This window comes from Gordonia alkanivorans (genome assembly GCF_004011905.1).
In the GTDB taxonomy this organism is placed as follows: domain Bacteria; phylum Actinomycetota; class Actinomycetes; order Mycobacteriales; family Mycobacteriaceae; genus Gordonia; species Gordonia alkanivorans.
Genome location: NZ_CP027114.1, coordinates 1585814 through 1610871 on the forward strand (window position 1 = coordinate 1585814; position 25058 = coordinate 1610871).

22 protein-coding genes are annotated in these 25058 nt (G+C 67.9%); 12 read left to right on the forward strand and 10 right to left on the reverse strand.

From position 1 onward, the window contains the following. Positions 1-6 precede the first annotated feature (6 nt). Entirely contained in the window at positions 7-795 is a 789-nt protein-coding gene (locus C5O27_RS07260) for an acyl-CoA thioesterase domain-containing protein (RefSeq protein WP_127962316.1), read from the forward strand. 249 nt (positions 796-1044) lie between these two features. Next, positions 1045-1983: a phytanoyl-CoA dioxygenase family protein gene (locus C5O27_RS07265; protein ID WP_127962317.1), complete on the forward strand. Its 939-nt coding sequence runs from the start codon at positions 1045-1047 to the stop codon at positions 1981-1983. Positions 1984-2049: 66 nt separating this feature from the next. On the opposite strand, the gene C5O27_RS07270 is transcribed toward C5O27_RS07265, so the two are convergent. The 3 genes from C5O27_RS07270 to C5O27_RS07280 are packed head-to-tail and all read right to left on the reverse strand — an operon-like array spanning position 2050 to position 5050. Next, positions 2050-3189: a CoA transferase gene (locus tag C5O27_RS07270; protein ID WP_035752822.1), complete on the reverse strand. Its 1140-nt coding sequence runs from the start codon at positions 3187-3189 to the stop codon at positions 2050-2052. Positions 3190-3222: 33 nt separating this feature from the next. Further along, a complete protein-coding gene (locus C5O27_RS07275) occupies positions 3223-4242 on the reverse strand; it encodes a MaoC family dehydratase (RefSeq protein ID WP_127962318.1) in 1020 nt (339 codons plus the stop codon). Next, entirely contained in the window at positions 4235-5050 is an 816-nt protein-coding gene (locus tag C5O27_RS07280; RefSeq protein WP_127962319.1) for an HpcH/HpaI aldolase/citrate lyase family protein, read from the reverse strand. Before C5O27_RS07280 ends, C5O27_RS07275 begins: the two co-directional genes overlap by 8 nt. A 202-nt stretch (positions 5051-5252) precedes the next feature. Here C5O27_RS07280 and C5O27_RS07285 point away from each other — a divergent pair, with 202 nt between their 5' ends. Next, on the forward strand, positions 5253-6404 hold the full coding sequence (locus C5O27_RS07285) for an acyl-CoA dehydrogenase family protein (protein WP_042375229.1): 1152 nt from the start codon (positions 5253-5255) through the stop codon (positions 6402-6404). Positions 6405-6450: 46 nt separating this feature from the next. After that, complete coding sequence (locus C5O27_RS07290; RefSeq protein WP_006358161.1) at positions 6451-7194, forward strand: GntR family transcriptional regulator; 744 nt, start codon at positions 6451-6453, stop codon at positions 7192-7194. Positions 7195-7266: 72 nt separating this feature from the next. Here C5O27_RS07290 and C5O27_RS07295 read toward each other — a convergent pair whose 3' ends face one another. Continuing rightward, a complete protein-coding gene (locus C5O27_RS07295; protein WP_127962320.1) occupies positions 7267-8745 on the reverse strand; it encodes an MFS transporter in 1479 nt (492 codons plus the stop codon). Positions 8746-8840: 95 nt separating this feature from the next. Here C5O27_RS07295 and C5O27_RS07300 point away from each other — a divergent pair, with 95 nt between their 5' ends. Next, entirely contained in the window at positions 8841-9344 is a 504-nt protein-coding gene (locus C5O27_RS07300) for a MarR family winged helix-turn-helix transcriptional regulator (RefSeq protein WP_006358159.1), read from the forward strand. Next, complete coding sequence (locus C5O27_RS07305) at positions 9341-10213, forward strand: SDR family oxidoreductase (RefSeq protein WP_006358158.1); 873 nt, start codon at positions 9341-9343, stop codon at positions 10211-10213. The genes C5O27_RS07300 and C5O27_RS07305 overlap by 4 nt, the downstream gene beginning before the upstream one ends. Here the strand turns inward: C5O27_RS07305 and C5O27_RS07310 are convergent. Then, positions 10210-11082, reverse strand: a complete 873-nt coding sequence (locus tag C5O27_RS07310) for a siderophore-interacting protein (RefSeq protein ID WP_127962321.1) — start codon at positions 11080-11082, stop codon at positions 10210-10212. The two genes, C5O27_RS07305 and C5O27_RS07310, sit on opposite strands and share 4 nt — an antisense overlap. Before the next feature lie 106 nt (positions 11083-11188). On the opposite strand from C5O27_RS07310, the gene C5O27_RS07315 reads away from it, so the two are divergent. Further along, positions 11189-12262: an enoyl-CoA hydratase/isomerase family protein gene (locus tag C5O27_RS07315; protein ID WP_127962322.1), complete on the forward strand. Its 1074-nt coding sequence runs from the start codon at positions 11189-11191 to the stop codon at positions 12260-12262. Between the two features lie 30 nt (positions 12263-12292). Further along, a complete protein-coding gene (locus C5O27_RS07320; RefSeq protein ID WP_006358146.1) occupies positions 12293-13069 on the forward strand; it encodes an enoyl-CoA hydratase in 777 nt (258 codons plus the stop codon). Between the two features lie 91 nt (positions 13070-13160). On the opposite strand, the gene C5O27_RS07325 is transcribed toward C5O27_RS07320, so the two are convergent. Then, entirely contained in the window at positions 13161-14051 is an 891-nt protein-coding gene (locus C5O27_RS07325) for a LysR substrate-binding domain-containing protein (RefSeq protein WP_127962323.1), read from the reverse strand. Between the two features lie 90 nt (positions 14052-14141). Here C5O27_RS07325 and C5O27_RS07330 point away from each other — a divergent pair, with 90 nt between their 5' ends. The 4 genes from C5O27_RS07330 to C5O27_RS07345 are packed head-to-tail and all read left to right on the forward strand — an operon-like array spanning position 14142 to position 17616. Further along, entirely contained in the window at positions 14142-15377 is a 1236-nt protein-coding gene (locus C5O27_RS07330; protein ID WP_127962324.1) for an acetyl-CoA C-acetyltransferase, read from the forward strand. After that, positions 15374-16147 carry a 3-oxoadipate enol-lactonase gene (gene pcaD / locus C5O27_RS07335; RefSeq protein WP_127962325.1) on the forward strand — a complete coding sequence of 258 codons (774 nt, stop codon included), beginning with the start codon at positions 15374-15376 and terminating at the stop codon, positions 16145-16147. The genes C5O27_RS07330 and pcaD overlap by 4 nt, the downstream gene beginning before the upstream one ends. Continuing rightward, entirely contained in the window at positions 16144-16926 is a 783-nt protein-coding gene (locus C5O27_RS07340) for a CoA transferase subunit A (RefSeq protein ID WP_005198087.1), read from the forward strand. The genes pcaD and C5O27_RS07340 overlap by 4 nt, the downstream gene beginning before the upstream one ends. Positions 16927-16935: 9 nt before the next feature. Continuing rightward, the gene (locus tag C5O27_RS07345; protein ID WP_127962326.1) at positions 16936-17616 is read left to right on the forward strand and encodes a CoA transferase subunit B; all 681 of its coding nucleotides are present in this window, start codon (positions 16936-16938) and stop codon (positions 17614-17616) included. On the opposite strand, the gene C5O27_RS07350 is transcribed toward C5O27_RS07345, so the two are convergent. Genes C5O27_RS07350 through benA form a run of 4 tightly spaced genes read right to left on the reverse strand, consistent with a single transcriptional unit; the run spans position 17562 to position 25047 of the window. Beyond that, on the reverse strand, positions 17562-20285 hold the full coding sequence (locus C5O27_RS07350; protein WP_244216604.1) for a helix-turn-helix transcriptional regulator: 2724 nt from the start codon (positions 20283-20285) through the stop codon (positions 17562-17564). The two genes, C5O27_RS07345 and C5O27_RS07350, sit on opposite strands and share 55 nt — an antisense overlap. 22 nt (positions 20286-20307) lie before the next feature. Further along, positions 20308-23103 (reverse strand): benzoate 1,2-dioxygenase electron transfer component BenC, encoded by a 2796-nt coding sequence (benC, locus tag C5O27_RS07355; RefSeq protein ID WP_127962327.1) that lies wholly within the window; start codon positions 23101-23103, stop codon positions 20308-20310. 10 nt (positions 23104-23113) lie between these two features. Next, on the reverse strand, positions 23114-23647 hold the full coding sequence (gene benB, locus C5O27_RS07360; RefSeq protein ID WP_127962328.1) for a benzoate 1,2-dioxygenase small subunit: 534 nt from the start codon (positions 23645-23647) through the stop codon (positions 23114-23116). A gap of 11 nt (positions 23648-23658) precedes the next feature. Beyond that, positions 23659-25047, reverse strand: coding sequence for a benzoate 1,2-dioxygenase large subunit (gene benA / locus C5O27_RS07365; protein ID WP_127962329.1), 1389 nt, complete (start codon positions 25045-25047; stop codon positions 23659-23661). Positions 25048-25058: the final 11 nt, after the last annotated feature.

Consider the following 25058-nt stretch of genomic DNA (forward strand, 5'->3'; position numbering starts at 1 on the left):
CGTCCCATGCCGACGACATCCTCTGTCTTCTACATCGGTGGACCCGAGGTCATGCTGCGGATCAGCGGCCACTCCGTGTCCGCCGAACGCGGTGAGGCCCGCGTCGAGACCGGGCTGTGGCTCGCCGACCCCGCCGCCGGCGTCAACCGCGCATCGCTCGCCGTCGCCCTCGACGACGTGACCGGATACGTCGTCGACGCCGGCAGCCCCGACGGCCTCTGGCCGGTCTCCCTCGGCATCCGGATGGACTTCGTCGCGGACCCGCCGCTCGACGGGACACCGCTGAACGTCACCGGCGAACTCGTCGCCCGCGACGAGCGTGGCGCGATGACCACGGGCCGGGTGTCCGATCCGTCCGGCCGCCCGATCGCGACGATCATCCAGCGCTCCCATCTGGTGGACGCGCCGACCACTCCGGGTGCGCATGCGACCACCGAGGTTCTCGACGCGCCGGTGAGCCCGGTTCGCGATCAACTGGGACTCGTGCCCACGGCTCCCGGCGTGCTGACGATGGCCCCGACGATCCTCTCCGCCAACGGCATGGGCAGCGTGCACGGCGGAATCCTCATCTGCGCTTCCGAACTCGCCGCGATGTCGTCGGTCGAGGCGAACGGGCAGTTGCGTACCACCAGTATCGACATCACATACGTACGTCCGTGCAACGCCGCCGATGTCACCACGTTCACCTCCGAGACGATGCACCGCGGACGAAGCCTGTCCGTGGTGCGGGTCGTGTCGGCCAACTCGTCGGGAAAACCCTCCTCGATCGCGACCGTGGTGCTTCAACACATCTGAGATCCACGCCACGTCCACGGCTTTCGCGACCGGCATACCAGCATGGTTGCGGGGGACCGCATTTCCCTGGCAAGGTGCACTCATACGGCCTGATCAGGCGCGTGCAGCTGATCGCGCGCCCCGTGCGGCCGTACCGTCTCGCGGTCCGCCGTCCTGTGATGCGGACTCGCGCACAACACAATCACCTTGCCTGCTCCCGGATGTCTTTCCCGGGCGGCCTGCCGGATGAGGGAAAGGATCGACTCGATCGTGGCAACTCAAACAGCAAACCAGAACACTCAGATCACCAAGACCGGGATCCCGAAGAGTGACAACCCGGCCCGCGGTGTCGACGTGTACCGAACCCGTCTCGTCCACCGCAGCCAGATCGAACCCCGCCCCCACAACACCGTGTGGGGCAGCATGGGGAACCCGGGACCGTTGTCGGCGCCTGAACTGCGTCACTACGCCGACCGCGGGTACCACACCGAGAACAAGGTCCTGTCGGCCGCGGACATCGACGCGTGTCTCCGCGAGGTCTCCGACATCACCGATCGTCTCGGGGAGGATGACCGGGTGATCCGCGAATCCTCCAGCGGCGACGTACGTTCGCTGTTCGCGGTGCACAAGTTCAGCGACCTGATCGCCGAGATCTGTGACCGCGATGCGATCCGTGGTGTCGCAGAACAGATCCTGGACGACGAGGTGACGATCCACCAGAGCCGGATCAACCTGAAGCCGGGCTTCGCCGGCGGGCCCTTCTACTGGCACTCCGACTTCGAGACCTGGCACGCCGAGGACGGGATGCCTGCGCCACGAGCGCTCAGCGTCTCGCTGGCTCTCACCCCGAACCTCTCCACCAATGGTTCGCTGATGATCATCCCCGGATCGCATCGCCGATTCGTGAGCTGCGTAGGAGCGACACCCGATGGCTACCACCGGGAATCGCTGACCTCGTACCGCCCGCCGTTCGGCACACCCGAAGAGGAGGATGTCGCGGCGCTCGCCGACGAGCTCGGGATCGACACGATCACCGGACCGGCGGGTTCGGCGCTCTACTTCGACTCCAACTGCCTGCACGCCTCGGCCGGCAACATCACGCCGTACCCGCGGAGCAACCTCTTCGTCGTGTTCAACGCGAAGTCGAATGCCCTGCAGGAACCGTTCGGCGGCACCGCACCACGGCCGGACCACCTCGCGCACAGGTGACCTGAACACAGTGCGGGATCAGTGCCGGAAAACGGCACTGATCCCGCACTCTGTCTGTTGGGGGCGTCAGAATCCCGCCGACGATCCCAGCTCCGGGGCGGGTCCGGCGAAGTAGTGCTCACCGTCGAACCGGGCCGGGAGGCCGGCAGCGAGGTACGTGCCGATCCCCGGTTGATCCAGCTCGGTGAACAGCGGATTCTGCTGTAGCACTCCGGATTCGACGACATCGTCGAAGGTGCGGTAGCGCTCCGACAGCACCGCGCTCGTCGCCAGGGCCTCCTCGACCTCGGCGGTGGTGTGGCGTTCGAACCACGCGGCGAACAGCGGCGTGAGGATCCCGCGATGGGTGTAGCGGTCGGCTTCGCTGGTGAAGTCAGCGCCGAGTGCCTTCTCGATCGCGGCCACCGCGTCGCCGGTCTCGGTCATGGCGACCAGATCCCGGAAGTGGCGCGGCGTGAGGGCGACGAGCATGAAGCGACCGCCGTCGGCGGCGACGAAATCCGTTCCGTACGTGCCGTAGACGTCGTTCCCGGTCGCCGGCCGGCTGCCGACGCCGAGTTGCGGTTCGGTGAGGTAGCCGAGCGTTCCCGCGATCGCCAGGGCGGTGTCCTCCAGCGGCAGCGTGATCTGGGCGCCGACACCGGTCTGGTCGCGGCGTCGGACCGCGGCCGTGATCGCAAGTGCTGCATACAAGCCGCAGGCCACATCCCATGCGGGCAGCGCATGATTGACGACGCCCGCGTAGTCGGTGGGGCCGGTGATCGCCGGGAAGCCCAGTGCCGCATTGACGGTGTAGTCGACGCCGGGGGTGCCATCGGTGCGTCCGAGGAGTTCGAGGGAGATGACGTCGGATCGTTTGGCGGACAGGGTCTCGTGACTCATCCACGCACGGCCGCCGGCGTTCGTGACGAGGATTCCGCCACCGGGACCGCTCTCGGTGACGAGATCCTGGATCAGCTTCTGTCCCTCGGGCTCCCGGAAGTTCGCGGTCACCGACCTCTTGCCGCGGTTGAGGCCGGTCCAGTAGATGGAGTTGCCGTCGGCGGTGACCGGCCAGCGGTTGGTGTCGGCGGCGCCGCCGATGGGGTCGACGCGGATCACCTCGGCGCCGAGCTGGGACAGCGTCAGACCACACAGCGGTGACGCCACGAAGCTCGACACCTCCACGATGCGAAGTCCCTCGAGCGGGCGGGGAGTGGTGCTCATGAGCGAAAGATCCTCCGGGATCGGGTGTTCAGGTCAGGCCATCAGGACGTGGTAGCGCCAGTCGAGGACCTCGCGGTCCGCCCCTGCCGGGTCGTCACGGTCGCCGTGGGCGACGACCTTCGACCGGAGCCGCAGGAGTCCGCCGCCCCCGGCGAGCGGGGTCGCCTCCTCGACGTGGATCTCCGAGCTGAGGGTGTCGCCCTCACGAACGGGTCCCGTGTGATCGCACGAGTCCCACGCCACCACGGTGACGAGGTTCGGCAGGGCCCGATTGACCTGCGACAGAGCGAGACCGATGGTGTGACCGCCGTAGACGAGCCGTCCGCCGGCCGCCTTGCCCGCGACGCGCTCATCATGGTGGGTGGCCGCGATGTTCAGCGACAGACGCGCGAGTTCCGGTGCGCTGGAAACCACATCGGCGCTCGAGCGGTAGACGCGTCCGGTCAGATCGGGGGAGAAGTGCTGCCCGCCCACCGAGGACCGGAAGGTGGCGAGATCCCAACCGGGCAGTGCCGGTTCGGCATCGTCGCCGGGCCCGACGGTGCTCAGATCGTCGGCGTGTACGGTGCGGCCGGGGTCGGCGTCCGGGGACAGCGGCAGCATCGCGCAGCGGTAGAAGTCGAGGACCGTCGCGCTGTTCTGATCGGTGGTGACCATGTGCAGCGCTGCCAGCCCGGTCGGGGCACGGCCGGGCTTGGATTTGTTCTCCCGCAGCCCGACGACCTCGGTGACGGTGGTGAGCGTGTCGCCGATCTTCGGGTAACTGAGAAAACGCAGCCCGCGGTAGAACAGGTTGGCCTTGACATGGTGGGTGGCCAGCGTCGACTGCCCGATCGCGACGTCGGTGACGAGTCCGGGATGTGCGAGTGTGCCCTCGCCCAGGACGCGGCCCGCCAGATGTGCGTCCAGCGAGAGCCTCAGTCGGTCACCGAGAATCGCCTGATGGGAGGCGGCGAGACCGGAGGTGAGCGTCAGCGACGGTGCGTCATCGAAGACCTGTCCGTGGGTCAGTTCGTCGAAGTAGGGTCCGCCGACCGCGATCGGCTCATTCATCGACCGCTCCCTTCGCGAGGACGCGACGAGCGGAGACCGCGAGGGCCTCGTCGAGCATCCGGCCGTCGAGTTCGGCGGCGCCGGCACCCGCGGCCGCAGCCTTCTCCAGCGCCTCGAGCACGCGTCGCGCATCCTCGATGGCGTCCGCGTCCGGGGTGAAGATCTCGATGGCACTTGCCAACTGGGCCGGGTGGATCACCCAGGTGCCGTCGAAGCCGAGGTCGCGAACCCAACGCTTGGCGTCGCGGAAGGTGTCGTCGTCGGCGATGGTCAGGTGGGGGCCGTCGACCACGTCGACGCCGGCCGCGCGGGCGGCGAGCAAGACCGAGTCCTGCACGATGTGCCAGGTCTTCATCGGCAGGCCCGAGGCGCGGCCGAGCGCTGCGCCGAGATCGGCGTAACCGATCAGGACGGCGTCGAGGCGGTCGGTTGCGGCGCAGATCGCTCCCGCATCGCGAATCCCGCGCGGGGTCTCGAGCAGGGCCTGGAGGCGGACAGCCGAATCGCCGAGCTGCTTGTCGGCCTCCATCAGATCGTTCGGGGTGTCGGCCTTGGGGAGCACCACCGAGGTCAGGTTCGGCATCTGCGCGCACGCGGACAGGTCCTCCGCGGCCCACGGGGTGTCGATGGCGTTGATGCGCAGCGAGACCGCCCGATCGCCACCGAACTCGGCAACGAGTTCAGCAGCGGCCGCACGGGCCGAGTCCTTGTTGGCCGGGGTGACCGCGTCCTCGAGGTCGAGGACCACCTCGTCGGCGATGGAGGCCAGCGCCTTGCGTGCCTTGCGGTCGTCGGAGGCCGGAGCCACCAGAACGCCTCGTCTTCTCTGCACCATTGCTCCCAAATGATCGTGACAACCCGGCTGTCGGGTATCAAATGTGCGGCCAAAGTGTGCCGTCACGGTTGTAGCAGACCTGGATGTCTGTTGGAAAGGTTGACATAGGTACGGCCGATAGACAAAATGGCCGTACAAATCAACCGGACCACGAAGATCACAGGTGAGCCCCGCCATGAGCACGCTGTCAGCCGAAGAATCCTTCCTCGTCGAGACCGTTCGGTCCTTCGTCGACCGCGAGGTCAAGCCGACCGTGCAGGACGTCGAGCACGCCAATGAGTACCCCGAGAAGTGGATCGAGCAGATGAAGCAGATCGGGATCTACGGCCTGGCCGTGCCCGAGGAGTACGGCGGCTCGCCGGTGTCGATGCCCTGCTATGCGCGGGTGACCCAGGAACTCGCCCGGGGCTGGATGAGCCTCGCGGGTGCGATGGGCGGTCACACCGTTGTCGCCAAGCTGCTGACGCTGTTCGGCACCGAGGAGCAGAAGCAGAACTACCTGCCGCGGATGGCCACGGGCGAGATGCGGGCGACGATGGCGCTGACCGAGCCCGGCGGTGGTTCCGACCTGCAGGCGATGTCGACCGTGGCCAAGGAGGACGGCGACGAGCTGGTCATCAGTGGCGCGAAGACCTGGATCAGCAACGCGCGACGCTCCGGGCTCATCGCCCTGCTGTGCAAGACCGATCCGGCGGCACAGCCGCGGCATAAGGGCATCTCGATCGTCCTCGTCGAACACGGTCCCGGACTGACGGTCTCACGCGACCTGCCCAAGCTGGGCTACAAGGGCGTGGAGAGTTGTGAACTCTCCTTCGACGGGTACCGCGCACCCAAGTCGGCGATCCTCGGCACCGTGCCCGGCAAGGGTTTCGGACAGATGATGAAGGGGTTGGAGACCGGCCGCATCCAGGTCGCCTGTCGCGCACTGGGTGTGGCGACGGCCGCTCTCGAGGACTCGCTGGCCTACGCACAGCAGCGCGAATCCTTCGGCCAGCCGATCTGGAAACACCAGTCGATCGGCAACTACCTCGCCGACATGGCGACCAAGCTGACCGCGGCCCGCCAGCTCACCTGGCACGCGGCCGACCAGTACGACAAGGGCGAACGCTGCGACATGGAGGCCGGTATGGCCAAGCTGTACGCCTCCGAGGTCGCGATGGAGATCGCCCTCAACGCCGTTCGCATCCACGGCGGCTACGGTTACTCCACCGAGTTCGACGTCGAACGGTACTTCCGCGACGCACCGCTGATGATCGTCGGCGAGGGCACCAACGAGATCCAGCGCAACGTGATCGCCGCGCAGCTCGTGGCACGGGGCGGTATCTGACGGCGTCGTCTCGTCAGCGGAAGCGGTACTCGAACAGGGGAGTGGGATGAGCGAGGTCGGGCAGTCCGAGCCGGCGTACAAGGTGCTGGCCGCCGAACTGCGCTCGCACATCGCGCAGGGGCGCTACAAGGGCGGCGTCCGGCTGCCCACCGAGTCCGAGCTGTCGCAGGAGTACGGGCTGAGCAGGCAGACGGTGCGCCGGGCCTTCCTCGAACTGGTCACCGAGGGTTCGGTCTACCGCGTGCCCGGTCGAGGGACCTTCGCGACCGAGAACGCCGGTCAGTATCTACGGCAGCTCGGTTCGATCGACGATCTGATGAACCTCTCGACCGACACCGAGATGCAGGTCCTCGAATCACCCTCGCGTCGAGTCGATCTCGAAGCGGCCGGGCGCCTGCGACTCGATACCGATGTTGTCTACCGGATCGTGTTCCAGCGATTCCACGACGGTGTGCCGTTCGTGGTCACCACCGTGTCGTGGCCCGAGTCGGTGGCCCGGCTGGTGATCGACGCGCCCGAGGTGAAGTCCGGGGCGACAAGCGATCACACGATGATCGGCCTGCTCGAACCCCACCTGCAGTATCCGATCGAGGAGTGCGCGCAGTCGATCACGGCCACCACCGCAGACGCTGACACCGCTCGGCGTCTCGGTTGTCCGGAGGGGCACGCCGTGCTGCGCGTCGACCGGCTCTACACCGACTCGCGGGGGCGGGCCGTCGAACTCGCGGTGAGCTACTTCCTCCCCGAGCACTACACGTATCGGGTGACGCTGCGCCGTAGCGGACTCTGAGGAAATGTCCGAAACACGAAGCGGCCCGGCAGTTCTCGTCGACTGCCGGGCCACTTCGCGCGGTGGGGAGGGTCAGTGCCCGGCACGCAACGGCTGCTCCTCGACGAGGCCCGAGGCCTTGCCCCTGGTGGGGATCAGCAGGGTGATCGCCACGCCGATGAAGGCTGCGGCGGCCGCGATCAGGAAGCACCAGGTGAATGTCGACTCGTCGGGAACCTCGGTGCCACCCAGCGAGATGGTTGCGCTGGCGAGGATGAGGGCCATGACGGCGGAGGCGACGGTGGTGCCCAGCGAGCGCATCAAGCCGTTCAGCCCGACGGCCGCGCCGGCCTCGGTGGGCGGCACCGAACCCATGATCAGGGTCGGCATGGCCGCGTAGCCGATGCCCACGCCGATGGCGCAGATGATCGAGGCCAGCATCAGCTTCCACGCCGCGTCCATGAGGAAGAAGGCGAAGATGTAGCCGATGCCGAGGATGCTCGCGCCGATGGCGAGGGTGAACTTGGCGCCGATCCGGTTGATCAGCAGACCCGACAGCGGGGCGAAGAACATCATCATCAGACCGCCGGGGGCCATCCACAGACCTGCGGCCAGGATCGACTGTCCCAGGCCGTATCCGGTCGCCTCGGGCAGACGGAAGAGCATCGGCAGGATGATCGACTGCGCCATCATGCCGAAGCCGATGGCGGCCGCCGCGATGTTCGTCAGCAGCACGGCGGGGCGGGCCGAGGTGCGGAGATCGACCAGCGGTTCCTTCTGGCGGAGTTCGAAGAATCCCCAGGCGACGAGAACGGCGATACCGCCGATGCCCAGGCCGAGGGTGCTGCCCGAGGTCCAGCCCCAGTCGTTGGCCTTCGACACCGCGATGAGGAAGGCGGAAAGACCTATGGCCAGGCCGATGGCGCCGGGGATGTCGAGACGTCCGCCGGCGGAGTTGTTCACGCGGGGGACCAGGACGAGGACGGCGATCACGATGAGCACGCCGAGCCCGGTGGCGACGAAGAAGAGGGCGTGCCAGTCCCAGGTCTCGACGATCCAGGCCGACAGCGGCAGGCCGATGGCGCCGCCGACGCCGAGGGTCGCCGACATCGCGGCCACGGCCATGGACGTGATGCGCGGCGGGGTGATCTCACGGATCAGGCTCATGCCGACCGGGATGAAGCCCATGGCCAGACCCTGGACGCCGCGACCGATGATCAGCGGGATCAGGGAGTCGCCGAGTGCGCAGAGCAGCGAACCCAGCGTGAGCAGTACGGCGCTGGCGAGCAGCACGCGCTGCTTGCCGAACATGTCGCCGAGGCGGCCGGCGATGGGCATCGCGACGGCTGCCGCGAGCAGGGTGGCCGTGATGACCCAGGAAGCGTTGCCGATCGAGGTCCCGAGGAGACGTGGCAGATCCGGCTGGATCGGGATGATCAGTGTCTGCATCAGCGAGGCGACGAGGCCGCCGAAGCAGAGCACCACGACGCTGCCGATGGCGCCCGCGGGTGCTTTGTCGGCCGCGACTGCGACCTGGTCGTCGGCAGGCGCCTGACCTTGTACGTGGCTCATTTTTGAGACCTCCTTCGAGGTATGCAGCATACATATGTAACGTACATAGGCAAACCGGACAGTAGATTGTCCTGGTCGAATGTGATGGAGGAGTCATGCCCGAGGACCACACGCCGTGGCAATCGCCGGTACATCGTGACCTGGCGGCTGAATTGCTGCGCATGTCCCGGCGCCGAAGTCTCGTCCATCCGTCGGTGGGACTGGAGAAGTCGGCCTTCGCCATCCTGTGGGTTCTGTCCGACGGCCGGCCGCGCACGCTTCGTGAACTGACCGAGGAACTCGAACTCGAACAATCAACGGTCAACCGTCAGGTGAATGCCGCGATCAAGCACGGCTACCTCGAGCGCTTCGAGGTCGCGGACTCGGTCTCGAAGCTGATCCGCCCGACCGAGGAGGGCCGCGAGGCCTTCAAACGTGACGGATTGCTGCGGGCGCAGCGACTCGAGCAGGTCTTCGCCGACCTCGGGCCGGGCAGTCCGGAGGGGCTCCTCCACGAATTGCGGGCATTCAACGACGCCTATGAACGGACGCAGGACCGGCACGGTGCCGGCCGGCGTGACAAGAAGAGCGAACAGAGATTCAGGAGAGGGCTGATATGACCAGTGGGGGCGGCACGTACGCGGTGACCGGATCGGCGTCGGGGATGGGTGCGGCGGTTGCCGAATCCCTCCGGGCGGAGGGGCACACGGTGATCGGCGTCGATCTGCGGGATGCAGATGTCGTCGCCGACCTGTCGACCGCGGCCGGTCGGCGCGCGGCTGCCGACGAGGTCCTCGCCAAGGCGGGCGGCAAGCTCGACGGTGCGGTCCTCGCCGCCGGTATGGGGCCGAGTAAGGGGCGCGAGCGGATGATCACCGAGGTCAACGTCCTCGGCGTCACCGACCTGCTGACCGCCTGGCGTCCCGCTCTCGCCGCGGCCGACAAGGCGAAAGTCGTTGTTTTCGGCTCTAATTCGACGACCGTGACCCCGCTGGTGCCGCGCGGTGCGGTCCGGCGCCTCATCAACGGCGACACCGCGGGCGCGACCCGGCAGATCCTCCGGCGCCGCGGTGTCACCGCGCCGGTCGCGTACGCGGCGTCGAAGGTCGCGGTCACCCAGTGGGTCCGTTGGCAGGGCACCAAGCCGGAGTGGGCGGGCGAGGGCATCCGGGTCAACGTGATCGCACCCGGCCCGGTGATGACACCCCTGCTCCAGTCGCAGCTCGACAGCCCGCAGGCCAAGAGCGTGAAGTCGTTCCCGGTGCCCGTGCGCGAATACGGGACCCCGGAGCAACTCGCCGCGTGGGTGATGATCATGCTGTCCCCGGCCGCAGACTTCATGGCCGGCACTGTCATCACCGTCGACGGTGGGACCGAGGCCCTGATGCGTACCCGGGACTGGCCCAAGCCGCTGCCGGTGCGCGGGATGCCCAAGCTGCTGTGGAAGATGTACCGCGCACCGAAGGACGGGCAGGTCGCGCAGTACTAGAGACCCACGCGCTCGAGCGCCTCGTCGAAATCCTCGGACGCCTCCTTCTCGGTCTTGCCGTCGGCGAGTGCCTGCCGGTACACCGCGAACAGTTCGGTGCTGCGTTCGGAATAGCGTCGGGTCCAGCGTTCGCTGTCCTGTCGCCAGTAGCCGATCACGTCGTAGGACTCCCGACCCCACCGCAGCTCGCTGCGCAGGTGCTTGCGGACCGCTCGTGACTCCGAGGCCTCCCCGGCGAACCAGCAGTATCCGGCGGTGTCCGGGAGGTCCAGGGTTGCGACTGCCTCGGCCAACCGGCTCGGCGTCCGTCCGTTGCCGCCGATCAGCGTGACCATCTCGACCTCGCGGTCGGGTAGGTAGGCGAGGTCGGTCGGCGACGGCACCTCGGCCACCACGGTCAGGCCGTCGGTCGACGGGAGTTCTTCGACGATCCGCGCGAGCGCGGGGAGTCCGGCGAGGTCGGCGGCCAGCACGAGTCGGCTGGTCTGGACCGGCGGAGTGAACCAGCTGCGGGCGTGCGTCATGACGACGTCGTGGCCGGGTTCGGTGCGCTGGGCCCAGGTGGTCGCCGGCCCTGCGGCGTGGATGACGAAATCGACGACGACGGTTCCCGCCACCGGGTCAGCGGCGCGGATCGAGTAGTTGCGCCCATCCGGCGCGGGAACGGTCTCGTAGTAGGCCCAGACTCCGTCCCGGCACTCCATGTCCGGCGTCGAGCGCTGCGACTCGAAAGGGAAGTAGATACCCACCGCCTCGTCGGCGACGCCGGGCAGTCCCAGGCCGGCCAGGTCATCGACGTCGAACGTCAGACGTCGCAGGTTGGGCGTCAGGTCGTCGACCCCGCGGACGCGTGCTCTCGAGTAGCCCATGAGGCCACCCTAACCTCACTACCGCCGAACACCCGGGGTCTGGCCTCTGTTACTAGGATATGCAACCATCTGTGGAGGCCTGTCGGTGTGGAGAGGAGTTTCGATCGTGTCGGAACAATCAGTGCTGGTCCCGTCTGTCCTGACGGAGGAGAACGGGTCGGCGCGGTCGCTGATCCTCAACCGTCCGAAGTCGATCAACGCGATCGACCACGAGATGGCCACCGAGATCGCGGAGCGGCTCGACGGGTGGGCCGGTGACGACTCGGTCGCGGCCGTCGTCCTCTACGGCGCCGGCGAGCGCGGACTGTGCGCGGGCGGCGACATCGTCGCGATCCACCGCGACGCCTCGGCGCTCAGCGGCAATCCCGACTCAACCGACATCGACGCCGAGAACTCGCCGTCGGCGAGGTTCTGGTTCGACGAGTACCGCTTGAACGCGGCGATCTCGAGCTACCCCAAGAGTTACGTCGCGATCATGGACGGCATCGTGATGGGCGGCGGTGTCGGCGTCTCCGCACACGGCAACGTGCGCATTGTGACCGACCGGACCCGTCTGGCCATGCCCGAGGTCGGCATCGGCTTCGTCCCCGATGTCGGTGGTACGCACCTGCTCTCGCGTGTTCCGGACGGACTCGGCCTGTATGCCGGCCTCACCGCGGCCCACCTCCGTGGTGCCGACGCGATCGCGATGGGGCTCGCCGACCACTTCGTCCCCTCCGAGTCGCTGCCCGCGTTCATCGAGGCCATCGGGGCCTCCGGCGTCGACGCCGCGATCGCTGAGTACGCCACCGAGGCTCCCGAGTCCGAGCTCGCCGCCCAGCGTGAGTGGATCTCCGAAGCCTTTGCCGCCGAGACCATCTCGGGGATCATCGAGCGTTGCCACGCGGTCGGTACCGAGGCGGCGACCAAGACTGCCGACACCATCGCGGCCAAGAGCCCCACTGCGCTCGCGGTCACGCTGCGGTCGCTGCGCGAGGCCGCGAACGACGCGACCCTCGAGGACGCCCTGGTCCGCGAATACCGCGTCTCCCTCCGGTGCCTCCTGCATCCCGACATGGCCGAGGGCATCCGCGCACAGGTCATCGACAAGGACCGCAACCCGAGTTGGGCAGAATTCTCGGAGGCGGACGTCGACGCGTTCTTCGCGCCGCTGCCGCACGACCTGACGTTCTCTGCCTGACCGACCACCTCAACCGGAAGAAGGAAACACGTGACCGAATACCAGACCATCCTCGTCGAACGCCGCGGCCGGGTCGGCATCATCACCCTCAACCGCCCGAAGGCGCTCAACGCCCTCAACTCCGAGCTCATGAACGAAGTGGTCGGCGTCGTCAAGGAATTCGACGTCGACGAGGCCATCGGTGCCATCGTCATCACCGGTTCCGAGAAGGCGTTCGCCGCCGGCGCGGACATCAAGGAGATGTCCACCAAGACCTACGCCGAGGTCGCGAACCAGCAGTTCTTCGGCGCCTGGGACGAGCTGGCACGCACCCGCACCCCGATCGTCGCCGCGGTCACCGGCTACGCCCTCGGCGGCGGCTGCGAACTCGCCATGCTCTGTGACTTCATCATCGCCGGCGACAACGCCGTCTTCGGTCAGCCGGAGATCAACCTCGGCGTCATCCCAGGCATCGGTGGCTCGCAGCGCCTCACCCGCGCCGTCGGCAAGGCCAAGGCGATGGACATGATCCTCACCGGCCGCAACATGAAGGTCGACGAGGCCGAGCGTGCGGGCCTCGTGTCGCGCGTCTTCCCCAAGGAAGAAGCCCTCGCCAAGGCCATCGAGATCGCCGAGGTCATCGCCTCCAAGTCGCTCATCGCGTCGGCCCTCGCCAAGGAAGCCGTCAACCGCGCCTTCGAGTCGGGCCTGACCGAGGGCGTCCGCGCCGAGCGGGGCCTCTTCTACTCGACCTTCGCCACCGACGACCAGACCGAGGGCATGGCCGCCTTCGTCGAGAAGCGGGACCCGAACTTCACGCACCGCTGATCCCTGAAACACCAGCAATCCCACCCTTTTTCGGTATTCCCACCCGCGTCGCGCACGGCGGGAATACGGAAAAAGGGTGGGTTTGCCGCGTTCAGGAGAGCGTGCGCAACACCGCCACCGCCCGGTCGACGAGCGGGGTCCGACGCGCCGCCGCGTAGGCGGCCGCCAGGTCGACGTGATCGATGGGTGCGGACAGAGGCCGGTAGACCACGCCCGCCACGCCGAGTGCGGACGTCGGCTCGGGCACGATCGCCACGCCGAGCCCGGCGGCGACCAGCGTCACGAGCGTCGACGTCTCCTCGACCTCGTGCCGGATACGCGGCACGAAACCCGCGCGCTCCGACGCGGCGGCCAGGACCCCGGCGATCACCGACCGCCCGCCGCCCACATGGGAGATGAAGTCCTCGCCGCGGAGCTGCGCGATCTCCACGGCCTGGTCCTCGGGGGTCGCGGTGAGCGGATGGTCCGCGGGTAGCGCGACGATCAGCCGGTCCTTCCGGATCGACTCGACGTGGAGGCCACGTGTCTCGACGGGCATGCGCAGCAGCGCCAGGTCGATGTCGCCCGACTCCAGTGCCGCTAGCTGTTCGGGGGCCAGCATCTCACCGCGGACGCTGACATCCACGTCGGGCAACTCGTCGCGCAGGGCGCGCACGAAGCGGGGGAGCAGCGAGTAGGTCGCCGACCCGACGCAGCCGATCGCGAGGTTGCCCTGACGGCCGTCGGCGATGCGCTGCGCTCGACGACCTGCGGCGTCCACGGAGTCGAGGATGGCCTCGACCTGCCGGAGGTAGTCCTCACCGGCGGCGGTCAGCTCGACCCGCCGTGTGGAACGGACGAGCAGGGCGATGCCGAGTTCGTCCTCGAGCTGTTTGACCTGCTGGGACAGCGGCGGCTGGGCGATGTGCAGGCGTTGGGCCGCGCGGCCGAAGTGCAACTCCTCGGCGACCGCGCGGAAGTACCGCAGGTGGCGCAGCTCCATGCAGTCATCCTACCGATTGATACTTCACAAATATCAAAGGTGGCCAAATGGATACTTCTCCATATAGCTGCAGGTCCCTAGGCTGGGTGCATGGCTTCTTCGACTACCGCGGACACCGACATCGTTCTCTGTTCGCCCCTGCGCACCCCCGTCGGGCGCATGGGCGGGGCACTCGCTTCCGTGCCGGTCACCCGTCTGGCCACCGACCTGCTGAAGGAACTGGCATCGCGCACCGGACTCGGTGAGGGCGACATCGACGACGTCATCCTCGGACAGGGATACGCGAGCGGTGAGTCGCCGGCCCTCGGCCGGATCGCCGCACTCGACGCCGGTCTGGGCGTCGGTGTCCCCGGCATGCAGATCGACCGTCGATGCGGCTCGGGCCTGCAGGCCATCCTGACCGCTGCGTCGTCGGTGGCGACCGGCGGTGCGCGTCTCGTGGTCGCCGGTGGTGCCGAGTCGATGTCGAATGTCGAGCACTACGCGCTCGGTCTGCGCTCGGGGATCAAACAGGGCGGCGTCGAGCTGATGGACCGCCTCGATCGTGGACGTCTCACCGCCGGCGGCGAGTCGCATCCGGTGCCCGGCGGCATGATCGAGACCGCCGAGAATCTACGCGCGAAGTACGGCATCTCCCGCGCCGACCAGGACGAGTACGCCGCGCGGTCGCACCACCGGGCCGTCACCGCACACGAGGAGGGCCGCTTCTCAGACGAACTCGTCCCGGTCACGATCCCCGGACGTCGCGGCGAGCCCGACACCGTCGTCGACCGTGACGAGCACCCGCGTGCCGACGCCACCGCGGAATCCCTCGGCAAACTGCGCCCCATCCGGCTCAAGCTCGATGCGGAGTCCACGGTCACCGCGGGCAACGCCTCGGGACAGAACGACGGCGCGGCCATGTGCGTGGTGACCACCCTCGCCGAAGCACGGCGTCGTGGACTGGAACCGCTTCTCGCCCTGCGTTCCTGGGCCGTGACCGGCTGCGAGCCCGAGACGATGGGCATCGGCCCGGTCGGCGCCACTGCGGCCGCACTGAACCGCGCCGACCTCACCCTCGACGAGATCGACCTGATCGAACTCAACGAGGCATTCGCCGCGCAGGTCCTCGCCTGCCTCGACGAATGGAAGATCGATGCCGGCGACGAACGTCTGAACCCCAACGGTTCCGGGATCTCCCTGGGCCATCCGATAGGCGCGACCGGCGGCCGCATCCTCGCCACCGCCGCCTACGAGGCCCGCCGTCGAGAGGCGCGCTACGTCCTCGAGACCATGTGCATCGGTGGCGGACAGGGCCTCGCCGCAATCTTCGAGGCGACCCGATGAGCGCCCCGGTGCAGGTGCACGCCGTCGTCTCCGGACGCACCGACGGTCCCGCGGTGGTCTTGTCGAACTCGCTCGGGTCCACGCATCGCATGTGGGATGCGCAGCTGGCCGCCCTCAAGGCACGGTTCCGCGTCGTCCGCTACGACACCCGCGGTCACGGTGAGTCCCCGGTTCCGCAGGGGCCGTACACGATCGACGATCTAGCCGACGACGTCATCGCCCTGCTCGACCGTCTCGACATCGAGCGCGCGCATCTCGTGGGTCTCTCCCTCGGCGGCATGACCATGATGCGGGTCGCCGCGCGCAATCCCGAACGGGTCGACCGGGTGTCGTTGTTCTGCACCGGGGCTCAGCTCCCGCCGCGGGAGGCCTGGCTCGACCGGGCCGCCATGGTGCGTGACCAGGGAACCGGTGCCGTCGCCGAATCCGTTGTGCAGCGGTGGTTCACACCCGAGTACCTGAGTACCTACGGCAGTTCACGAAAGTTCCACGAGGACATGGTGGCCGCGACCCCGGCCGAGGGGTATGCCTCGTGCTGCGAGGTCATCGCCGAGATGGATCTCCGCGGCGACCTGCCGTCGATCACCGCGCCGGTGCTCGCGATCGCAGGTGCCGACGACCCCGCGACGCCGCCGGCCAAACTCGAGGAGATCGCGGACAACGTGCAGAACGGCCGCCTCCTCGTCGTGCCCGACGCCGCCCACCTGGCGAACGCCCAGCAGCCCGACATCATCAACCCCGCCCTGATCGAACACCTGGAGCAGCAATGAGTTACGACAAAGTGGTCGCCTCGGCAGCCGATGCCGTCGCCGACATTCCCGACGGTGCAAGCCTCGCGGTGGGCGGTTTCGGCCTCGCCGGCATCCCCGGCTTTCTCATCGACGCCCTCCTCGCGCAGGGCGCGAAGAATCTGACCATCGTCTCCAACAACTGCGGTGTCGACGGCGCGGGTCTCGGTCTGCTTCTCGAGAACCGCCGTATCGACAAGGTGATCGCCTCCTACATCGGCGAGAACAAGGAGTTCGGGCGCCAGTTCCTCTCCGGTGAGGTCACCGTCGAACTCACCCCGCAGGGCACCCTCGCCGAGCGGATGCGCGCCGGCGGCAGCGGAATCGGCGCCTTCTTCACCCCCACCGGTGTCGGCACCCTCGTCGAAGAGGGCGGACTGCCGTGGCGCTACAACGCCGACGGCACCGTCGCCGAGGCCTCCCCGCCCAAGGAGGTCCGCACCTTCAACGGCAAGCCGATGGTGCTCGAGGAAGCGATCGTCACCGACTATGCACTGGTGCGCGCCGCCGTCGTGGACAGGGCCGGAAACTGCAGATTCCACGCCGCGGCACGCAATTTCAATCCGCCGGCCGCGATGTCGGGCCGCACGACGATCGTCGAGGCGGAAAAGGTCGTGGAGGTCGGCGAACTCGGGCCCGACGAGATCCATCTCCCCGGCATCTTCGTCCAGCGCGTTCTCGAACTGACCCCGGAACAGGCCTTGCGCAAGGGAATCGAGAAGCGCACCATCCGCGAGCGCCCGACCGCCGCAACCGTATAGGAGACCGCCATGACCTGGAACCGGAACGAGATGGCCGCCCGTGCGGCAAAGGAACTCACCCGCGGCGACTACGTCAACCTGGGGATCGGCCTGCCGACCCTGATCCCCGACCACATGCCCGATGATTCGGGAATCTTCCTGCACGCCGAGAACGGCATCCTCGGCGTCGGTCCTTTCCCCTACGACGACGAGGTCGACCCCGACCTGATCAACGCCGGCAAGCAGACCGTGTCGGTCCTGCCCGGTGCGTCCTACTTCGACTCGGCCACCAGCTTCGCGATGATCCGCGGCGGGCACGTCGACGTGGCCGTCCTCGGCGGGATGCAGGTCGCGATGAACGGTGACCTCGCCAACTGGATGGTGCCCGGCGCACTCGTGAAGGGCATCGGCGGCGCCATGGACCTGGTCAACGGCGCCGGCAAGGTGATCGTCCTGATGGAACACGTCACCAAGAAGGGCGAGGCGAAGCTCCTCGAGCACTGCGCCCTGCCCCTGACCGGTCGCAGCGTGGTCAGTCGCGTCATCACCGATCTGGGCGTGTTCGATGTCGCCGGAACGGGTTTCGAGGTCGTCGAACTGGCGCCCGGCGTCGACTTCGAGGAGGTCGTCGAGAAGACCGGCGCCCCGCTGGTCGATCAGCGTCGTGACGCCGCCAGCTCGGAGCGGGACCGCAGCCCGAGCTTCGCGTAGATCCGGGTCAGGTGGTACTGCACCGTCTTCGGTGAGATGAACAGTTCGGCGGCCACCTCGCGGTTCGAGAGTCCTCGTGCCACGAGCGTGGTCACCGCCTCTTCCTGTGGGGTGAGTTCGACGGCGTCCTTCGGTGTGCCGTCCCGATCGGGGCGCGACGTGGTCAGGCCGCCGGCCTTCAGCTCACGGTCGCACCGTTCGACATACGCCGTCGCGCCGAGGGACAGGTAGAGCTCACGCGCGGTCCCGATGATCGTGTCGGCTGCGCGCCGCTTCCCGGCCCGCCGAAGCGTCTGACCGTAGGCGAAGTTGACCCGCGCCTGGTCGTAGCGGAGTCCGAGGCCGTCGAGGAGTTCGAGACCCTCCTCGAAAGCGCGTCGTGCGGCGTGGATGTCGCCGGTCGCGCCGAGGTGCCGACCGCGTGCGTACTTCAGACGTGCCGCCGCCGAACGGTGGCCACGTTCGGCGGCGCGCGTCTCGTACCGATGGAGCAGACGATCCGCGTCGTCGAGACGTCCCTCGATGACCTGGGCGTTCGCGAGCACGTCCACCCACGGCCAGAGGCCCGGCTCCGACAGTGCGGGAACGTTTTCGGCCATCGTGACGAGAGGGGTGAGCGTCCGGACCACTTTGGCGTACTCGGCGGCCGCCTCGGCGCGGTGGGCGCGGGCGAGGATCTCGGGAATGCGCATGATCTCGTAGTCGCCGATCGAGGTGGAGCTGTGCGCGATGTGTCGGTCGGCGGAGTCCCAGTCCCCGCGCGAGGAGTGGATCTGGCACGCGGTCCAGTCGAGGAGCGGGGTGACGAGCTCGATGCCGCTGCTCCGCGCGAGAGCGAGACCGGCGTCGACCCCGCGCATCGCCTCGTCCCAGTCCCCGGTGAGGAACTGGACCCGGGCCAGCCAGGCCAACGCCCACAATGAGATCCGCGTGGAGCCGCCGAGCTGGGCCATCGACACCGCGGCCTCGAGATTGGTACGTGCGGCGTCGATCTCGTCGAGACTGAGCTGCATCCAGCCCCTGCCCATCGTGGCGCGCTGTGCCTGAGCGCCGAAGCGGATTCGCTCGGCGATCGAATCATATTCCGCGCGTGCCGCTTCCGGTTTTCCTGACCAGGCGAGGCCCAGCCCGCGGATGACGGCTGCCTCGATGCGGGCGGCCGACCCCTGTCCGGCCATCTCCATGGCGCGATCGGCCCAGGTCACCAGCTCCGAGCCCTGGCAGCGCACGAGGTTGTGCAGGACGTACCGCTGTGCGATGAGCGCCGCGGTGTCGGGTTCGCGTTCGGCGTTGACGATGCCCCAGGCACGGTCGAGCCGGAGTTGCGCTTCCGACGAACGCCCGCGCAGGATGGCGAGGTAGGCGAGGGTCGCATTGCGCAGCGGGGTCTCCCGGAGACTCTCGACGGTCGGGACCAGCGCCCCGGCCCCGACACAGTCACCGGCGGCGAGAAGTGAATCGACCGCGAGCGTGATGCGGGTGTCGCGCTCGAGTGTGTCCGGGGTGAGACGTCCGGCCTGGCGGTAGAGGCGTGCGGCCTCCGCCCAGGCGCCCTCGGCCCCGCGCGTCCGGGCGAGTTCGGCGAGGTCGTCGGCGAGGTTCGCGTCCGGGGTCGGCGTCGCGGCGACCCGATGGTGGAGGCGGCGTGCGGGGTCGGAGACGATCTCCGCGGCTCGACGATGGGCTTCGCCGACGGCGCGCATGCCCATGATCTCCAGAACCGCGGCGCGAACGAGAGGCGTGGTCAGCCGCGGCTGCGCCTCCGCTGGCGTCAGGGCGCCGTCGGAGGTGACGAGGGTCGATTCGCGGGCATCGTCGATCGCTCGTAACGGGTCGTCGATGGCGGCGAGTTCGATTGCGGTGGAGAGCGGTTCGCTCGCATCGAGGACGGCGAGTGCTTCGATGAGGTCGCGAGCGGGTGTGCCCGGGTCGGGGAGAGCAGCACGGACCTCGTCGACGACTCGGCGGGGCGCGGGGAGCCGACTCCCACTACGCGTCCATGTTCCGGTGGGCACCTCGTCGAGAAGTGCGACGATGTCACGCGGATTGCCGGCGGTGTGGGCGGTCAGTGCGTCGCGCATCACCGGATGCAGCACGATGCCGCGCTGGGCGGCGATCTCCGACGTCGCGTCCGGGCCGACCCCGTCGAGCCTGAGTTCGTCGAATGTCGTTCCCGCCAGCCGGGTGCCCGGCCGGCCGGTCGTGACGACGACCAGGATGCGCCGGGACCGGTGCTCACGGGTGAGCGCGACCAACGCCTGCACCGACTCCTCGTCCGCGGAGTCGGCGTCGTCGACGGCGATGAGCGTCGTGTCTCCGTCGGAATCCGGGATCGCCGCGAGAAGAAGATCTGTGAGTTCGCCGGGTGATTCAGGCGTGGTGCGGGCCGTGGCCTGGACGAGCTGTCGGATCAGCGATCCCGGCGACTGCGACTGCCACGGGGACACCTGCGCGACAAGTGTGTGCGCGTCACCCGCGGTTCGGCGGTGGAGGTCGACGATCCGACCGAGGAGCGTCGACCTGCCGATACCCGGATCGCCGGTCACTGCAAGGAAATCCGCGCCCGTTGACGCGGCGAGTCGTGCGCTCAGGACGTCGATCTCACGGTCACGGCCGGCACACACGGTGGAGATGACCATGTGCGTGGTGTCCCGGCCGGTGACCGTCATCGTTCCATCCTAGGACCGGGCGCTACCCGGTATCGCCACCCGCGACGGGGAGCACCGTTCCGGTGATGTACGAGGCCTCGTCGGAGGCCAGGAAACAGATCGCCGCCGCTTGTTCGTCGAGGGTGCCGTACCGATGCATCAGCGACGAGGAGAGCGTCTGGTCGATGTGGGCCTGGAACCACTGGGCCTCCGCCTCGTTGCGCGGCTGGGGTGTGCCCCGCGAGATGCGCCGCGGCGGCGCCTCGGTACCGCCCGGAGCGGCGGCGACCACCCGGATGCCGTCGTCGGCGTACTCCATGGCCAGTGAGGCCGTCATCGCGTTGACCGCGCCCTTGGCGGCCGAGTACGGGATGCGGTGGATGCCTCGGGTCGCCGCCGAGGAGACGTTGACGATGACGCCGCCATCTCGGGAGATCATCGAGGGCAGCGCGGCACGGCAGGCGTAGAGCGTCGTCATGAGTGATCGGTCGATCTCGGCGCGGATCTCGGCGTCGGTGAACTCGGTGAACGGCTTGAAGTTGATGGCGCCGCCCACATTGTTGACGAGAACGTCGACCCGACCGTACGACGCGATCGCGCCGCGGATCACCGATTCCGCCCCGTCGTAGCTCTCGAGATCGGCGATCGCCGACACCGCGCCGGGGCCGGTGCGATCGAGATCGCGGGCGACGTCGTCGACCAGGTCGGAACGGTCGGCCAGGACGACCTTTCCGCCCTCGGCACTGATTCGACGGGCGACCTGCTCGCCGATACCCTGTGCCGCGCCGGTGATCACGACGACCTTGCCGGCGAAGCGGCCCGGGGTGACGAAACGCGGCCGTCGAGCTGCAGTTTCGTCGGCCATCGCCCGCCGCATCGTCTGCTTGGACCGGTCGGCGTGGGCCGAGATCAGAGCGCGGGCACCGTCGTGGTCGCCGGACTCGAAGGCGGCGACGATGTCGAGATGATCCTGGGCGCAAAGGGGATGACACCAGGTCGCGTTGCGCAGGACCTCACTCATCCGGCCCTTCACGCCGAGTGCCTTGTAGGCCTCGAGTAGATGGTCGTTGCCGGTCAGTGTGAACAGATAGTCGTGGAACGCGGCGTTGGTCTCGGTGTATTCGGCGGCGTCGAGAAAACGCTCACCGTCGACGTACGGCACGGTGGCGTCGGCCAATAGGCGATAGCCGGCGAGCTGCTGCGTGGTGAGGCGTCCGAAAGTCAGTTCCAGCGCGCCGAGTTCGAGGGCGGCGCGTGCCTCGAAGAGGGCGTCGGACTCGAAGATCGCCGGATGCTCCTCACCGATCTGGTAGCCCTGCGATCCGACCACGGTGGATGCGGACGGCTCGGGTGCGGTGGGTTCGGGTGAGGGTTCCGGCGTCGGGGTTGCCGGCGTGGCCGGCTGCGGGGTCGGTTCGTGCAGGGGGGCCATGGCGGCGGGGCCGAAGATCACCTGCCCGGCAACGGCTCGCGAGGTCCCGGCAGCGTGAAGCGTTCCCGCGTCTGCGTCGAGGACCGCGTCACCGATGTCGTTCGGCCACAACCGCTGACCGGCGATCCGAACGAGCGAATCGTCCTCGGACGGTGCGCTGGAACCACCCGACCAGGCGGGGAGATCGGCCGGCGGCAGGGTCACCTGTCCGGCGATCGCGCGGGCGTCGGGGGTGACGATGATGCCCTCGTCCGCCGGTGCAGTCCGTGCCGCGGCGTCGACCGTCGCGGCAACCGGGGGATTCCCGCCCGGGACGGCGGATGTCGCTGCGAGGGCGAACTTCTCGTAGTAGAAACCGGTCGGTTCGATCCCGGCCTCCGCAACGTGCTTACGGACCGCCTCGACCATGGGTGGCGGACCGCAGAGGTAGATGGCGACGTCACCGTCGAAGAGATGTCCGGGCTCGATGAGACCCATCACGTAACCCTTGTTGACCGCCGTGCTCGCCGGGTCGGACACGCAGTGATCCCAGGTGAATCCGGGCAACCGGCCGGCGAAGTACTCGATCTCGTCGAGGGCGACCAGGTCGGTGTCGGTGGACACCCCGTAGATGAGGTGGACCTTCCGGCTGCTGTTGTCCGCGTGCAGCTTTCGCAACATCGACAGAATCGGTGCCAGGCCGGTGCCGCCGGCCAGCAACAGTACGGGTCGGGTGGCCTCGCGGAGGAAGAACGATCCGTGGGGGCCGGTGAAGGAGATCTGCTCGCCCCGTGTCGCACGTTCGGTCAGGTACGTCGACATCGCCCCACCGGGGGTCAGTTTGATCAGGAAGATCAGCCGATCCTCGTGCGGGCCGTTGGCGAACGAGTAGGAGCGGCTGACCGGTTCGCCAGAGGAGTCCTCGGTGCCGGGGATCTCGATGTTCACGTACTGGCCCGGGAGGAACGCCAGTTCGCCGCGGTTCTCGATGCGGAGGCCCAGGCGCATCGTCGACTCGGAGAGCCGGTCGAGCTCCACGACCGTCCCGGTGAACCGGGCCGCCTGGGTCTTGGCGATGTCCGAGGTGGCCGGGATCTGCAGCACGAGGTCCGATCTCGGCTTCATGCAGCAGGGAAGCGCGAAACCCTCGGCCGACTCGTCGTCGGACAGTGCGTCGTCGATGTAGATGCCGCCGTCGTAATCGCCGGACTCGCAGAACGACTTACAGGTTCCGCACGCGCCGTCGCGGCAGTCCAGCGGGATGTTGATGCGTTGGCGGTACGACGCATCGGCGACGGTCTGGTCCTCACGGCACGTGATGAACCGGGTGACCCCGTCCTCGAAGGACAAGGCGACCTGATGCGTCGGTATCCCGTCGTCTGCATGGTCGGCGGCGGCGCCGACACCCTGATCGGTGGTGACAGTCATGGAACGCGTCCTAGAAGTGGTAGATGTCCACCACGTGGTGGATGTAGTCGTTCTTCAGCACGATCGTCTTGCGGCGGATCAACGGCTGGTCGCCCGAGAAGTCGATGGTGTAGAAGGACGTGCCGTAGTACGGGTCGATCGTGTGGTACCGGAAATACATGGTGTGCCAGTTGAATCGGACGTCGACAAGATCGCCGCGCCGGTCGATGACCTCGACGTTGCTGATGTTGTGACTCGTCCGCGGCTCGGGGAGGGAGGTGGCCGACGACCGCTCGGTCCGGATGCGGAACACCCGGTCCTCGAGTCCGCCCTTGTTGCCGTAGTAGATCAGCGAGATCTCGCGCTGGGGATCCTCTGTCAGGCGATCACTGTCGTCCCACGACGGCATCCAGTAGACGACGTCGTCGGCGTAGCAGTCGAGCCACTTCTCGAACTCGCGGTCGTCGAGATAGCGCGCCTCGCGGTAGAGGAACTGCTCGATCATGTTCTGGGTGATCAGTTTTCCGCCGGCGTCGATGCCGGTGGTGTTCTCTGCGGTCGTCATCGCGTTCCCCTTCAGTGCTTCTCGGCGGTAGCGGCTGCGGACTCCTCGGCGGCGGCCGCGGTGCGCATCGTCTCGAGCCAGTAGCCGTGCTGGACGGGGTATAGACCCTCGTCCTCGTTCTTGACGCCGGCGGAGATGACGCCGGTCATGCCCAGCGATTCGGCGACCTCGTCGGGTCCGGTCAGCCAGTGCTCTGCGCCGCGGCTCATGTCGTTCCACGGTGCGGCCTGCGCACGGAAGGTGAGCTGGCAGGAGCGGAACTCCTCGAGGTCATCCGGTGTCGCCATGCCCGAGGCGTTGAAGAAGTCCTCGTACTGCCGGATGCGGTGCCTGCGTGCCGCGTCACTCTCGCCCTTGGGGGCGATGCAGTAGATAGTCACCTCGGTCTTGTCCGGCGCGATCGGCCGGAAGTGGCGGATCTGCGTCGAGAACTGGTCCATCAGATAGACATTCGGGTACAGGCAGAGGTTGCGCGAACCCTTCACCATGAACTCGCCCTTGGCGTCGCCGTGGGTCTCCTTGAGCTCGTCCATCTTGTCCCACAGCGGACGGTCCTGCGGATTGGCCGCCCAGGTCCACAGGCAGAGGTGGCCGTTGGGGTACGACCAGTAGCCGCCGCCGGACTTGCCCCAGCCGCCGGCGTCGAGCGCCTTGGTGTCGTTCTTGGACTCGCCGGTGCTGCGGCGTGAGGTGGTGGCCGCATAGTTCCAGTGTGTCGCGGTGACGTGGTAGCCGTCCGCGCCGTTCTCCGCCTGGACCTTCCAGTTGCCGTCGTAGGTATAGGTCGACGCGCCGCGCAGCACCTCGAGCCCGTCGGGGGACTGGTCGACCAACATGTCGATGACGAGTCGGGTGTCGCCGAGATGGTCGTCGAGCGACTGCACGTCGTCGTTGAGGCTGCCGAACAGGAAGCCACGGTAGCTGTCGAAGCGCGCCACCTTGGTCAGGTTGTGTGAGCCGTCGACGTCGAAGGTGTCGGGGTAACCGGCGCCCTCGGGGTCCTTGACCTTCAGCAGGGTTCCGTCGTTGCGGAAGGTCCAGCCGTGGAACGGGCAGGTGAGAGTCATCCGGTTGTCGGTCTTGCGGCGGCAGATCATGGCGCCGCGGTGGGCGCACGCGTTGATCAGGCAGTGGAGTTCGCCGTTCTCGTCACGCGTGATGACCACGGGCTGCCGGCCGATGTAGGTGGTGAAGTAGTCGCCGGGGTCGGCCACCTGACTCTCGTGGGCCAGGTAGATCCAGTTGCCCTCGAAGATGTGCTTCATCTCCAGCTCGAAGATGTCCTCATCGGTGAAGATGCGGCGGTTGGCGCGGTAGACGCCGGCGTCTCGGTCGTCGACGACGGCGTCGCCGAGGACCGTGTTCACGTGGTTCAGGTGCTCCGATACGGACGCGGTCATGGTCGTAAACC

Excerpts from the sequence above, each read along its gene's own strand:
- C5O27_RS07285 (WP_042375229.1), top strand. The coding sequence starts at position 5,253 with ATGAGCACGCTGTCAGCCGAAGAATCCTTCCTCGTCGAGACCGTTCGG.
- benB (WP_127962328.1), bottom strand. The coding sequence starts at position 23,647 with ATGACGACCGCAGAGAACACCACCGGCATCGACGCCGGCGGAAAACTG.
- C5O27_RS07350 (WP_244216604.1), bottom strand. The coding sequence starts at position 20,285 with ATGACGGTCACCGGCCGGGACACCACGCACATGGTCATCTCCACCGTG.
- C5O27_RS07345 (WP_127962326.1), top strand. The coding sequence starts at position 16,936 with ATGACCTGGAACCGGAACGAGATGGCCGCCCGTGCGGCAAAGGAACTC.
- C5O27_RS07330 (WP_127962324.1), top strand. The coding sequence starts at position 14,142 with ATGGCTTCTTCGACTACCGCGGACACCGACATCGTTCTCTGTTCGCCC.
- C5O27_RS07305 (WP_006358158.1), top strand. The coding sequence starts at position 9,341 with ATGACCAGTGGGGGCGGCACGTACGCGGTGACCGGATCGGCGTCGGGG.
- C5O27_RS07275 (WP_127962318.1), bottom strand. The coding sequence starts at position 4,242 with ATGAATGAGCCGATCGCGGTCGGCGGACCCTACTTCGACGAACTGACC.
- pcaD (WP_127962325.1), top strand. The coding sequence starts at position 15,374 with ATGAGCGCCCCGGTGCAGGTGCACGCCGTCGTCTCCGGACGCACCGAC.
- benC (WP_127962327.1), bottom strand. The coding sequence starts at position 23,103 with ATGACTGTCACCACCGATCAGGGTGTCGGCGCCGCCGCCGACCATGCA.
- C5O27_RS07290 (WP_006358161.1), top strand. The coding sequence starts at position 6,451 with ATGAGCGAGGTCGGGCAGTCCGAGCCGGCGTACAAGGTGCTGGCCGCC.
- C5O27_RS07300 (WP_006358159.1), top strand. The coding sequence starts at position 8,841 with ATGCCCGAGGACCACACGCCGTGGCAATCGCCGGTACATCGTGACCTG.
- benA (WP_127962329.1), bottom strand. The coding sequence starts at position 25,047 with ATGACCGCGTCCGTATCGGAGCACCTGAACCACGTGAACACGGTCCTC.
- C5O27_RS07340 (WP_005198087.1), top strand. The coding sequence starts at position 16,144 with ATGAGTTACGACAAAGTGGTCGCCTCGGCAGCCGATGCCGTCGCCGAC.
- C5O27_RS07260 (WP_127962316.1), top strand. The coding sequence starts at position 7 with ATGCCGACGACATCCTCTGTCTTCTACATCGGTGGACCCGAGGTCATG.
- C5O27_RS07310 (WP_127962321.1), bottom strand. The coding sequence starts at position 11,082 with ATGGGCTACTCGAGAGCACGCGTCCGCGGGGTCGACGACCTGACGCCC.
- C5O27_RS07295 (WP_127962320.1), bottom strand. The coding sequence starts at position 8,745 with ATGAGCCACGTACAAGGTCAGGCGCCTGCCGACGACCAGGTCGCAGTC.
- C5O27_RS07325 (WP_127962323.1), bottom strand. The coding sequence starts at position 14,051 with ATGGAGCTGCGCCACCTGCGGTACTTCCGCGCGGTCGCCGAGGAGTTG.
- C5O27_RS07270 (WP_035752822.1), bottom strand. The coding sequence starts at position 3,189 with ATGAGCACCACTCCCCGCCCGCTCGAGGGACTTCGCATCGTGGAGGTG.